The 1510-nt window shown below is 66.8% G+C and carries 2 protein-coding genes; both read left to right on the forward strand.

Annotated features, from left to right (window positions below; translation table 11 throughout):
- On the forward strand, window positions 1-549 hold a 549-nt coding region (locus ABZ624_RS43015), incomplete at its 5' end, for an alpha-glucosidase C-terminal domain-containing protein (RefSeq protein WP_360101214.1).
- Window positions 546-1510, forward strand: a 965-nt coding sequence (locus ABZ624_RS43020) for an alpha-amylase family glycosyl hydrolase (protein ID WP_360101217.1), incomplete at its 3' end; no start/stop codon positions are given. The genes ABZ624_RS43015 and ABZ624_RS43020, both read left to right, overlap by 4 nt.

The raw sequence follows: 1510 nt of genomic DNA on the forward strand, positions 1-1510 counted from the left end.
GCCTTCGAGGTGCGGGCCGTGCTCGCCGCGACCCTCTCCCCCGCCTGGGGCATCTACAGCGGCTACGAACTGTGCGAGAACACCCCGCTCAGGGAAGGCAGCGAGGAATACCTCGACTCCGAGAAGTACCAGCTCAAGCAACGGGACTGGGAGGCCGCGGCACGCGAGGGCCGCACCATCACGCCGCTCATCACCAAGCTCAACACCATCCGCCGGCACCACCCCGCGCTCCAGCGCCTGCGGAACCTCCGTTTCCACCGGACCGACAACGACGCCGTGCTCGCCTACAGCAAGAGCACGGGAACGGACACGGTCATCGTGGTCGTCAATCTCGACCCGCATCACACCCAGGAGGCCACGGTCTCGTTGGACATGCCGCAACTCGGCCTGGACTGGAACGCCGCCCTGTCCGTGCACGACGAACTGACGGGTGAGACGTACCACTGGGGCAGGACCAACTACGTGCGCCTGACGCCCGGCAGCGCGCCGGCGCACGTGCTCCACGTCAGGCGGGCGACGCCCCGGATCGGAGGGCCCTCAGCGTCATGACCGTCAACGAACCCGTACTGGACACTTTCGAGGACACTCCCGCCGGGGACCGGGACCCGGAGTGGTTCAAGCGCGCCGTCTTCTACGAGGTCCTGGTCCGTTCCTTCCAGGACAGCGACGGCGACGGCGTCGGCGACCTGAAGGGCCTGACCGCCAAGCTCGACTATCTGCAGTGGCTGGGGGTCGACTGTCTGTGGCTGCCGCCGTTCTTCAAGTCCCCGCTCAGGGACGGGGGTTACGACGTCTCCGACTACACCGCGGTGCTCCCCGAGTTCGGTGACCTCGCCGACTTCGTGGAGTTCGTGGACGCCGCCCACCAGCGCGGCATGCGCGTCATCATCGACTTCGTCATGAACCACACCAGCGACCAGCACCCGTGGTTCCAGGAGTCCCGCAAGAACCCCGCGGGCCCGTACGGGGACTACTACATGTGGGCCGACGACGACAAGCAGTACGAGGACGCCCGGATCATCTTCGTCGACACCGAGGCCTCCAACTGGTCCTTCGACCCCGTGCGCGGCCAGTACTACTTCCACCGCTTCTTCTCGCACCAGCCGGACCTGAACTACGAGAACCCGGCCGTGCAGGAGGAGATCCTGGCGGCGCTGCGTTTCTGGCTGGATCTCGGTATCGACGGATTCCGGCTTGACGCGGTGCCGTACCTGTACGCGGAGGAGGGCACCAACTGCGAGAACCTGCCGGCGACCCACGAGTTCCTGAGGCGGGTGCGCAAGGAGATCGACGCGATGTACCCGGACACGGTGCTGCTGGCGGAGGCCAACCAGTGGCCCGAGGACGTCGTCGACTACTTCGGCGACTACGCCTCCGGCGGCGACGAGTGCCACATGGCGTTCCACTTCCCGGTGATGCCGCGCATCTTCATGGCCGTACGGCGGGAATCCCGCTACCCGGTCTCCGAGATCCTGGCCAAGACCCCGGCGATCCCCTCCGGCTGCCAGTG

This window comes from Streptomyces sp. NPDC007205, from assembly GCF_040634095.1.
GTDB lineage: Bacteria > Actinomycetota > Actinomycetes > Streptomycetales > Streptomycetaceae > Streptomyces.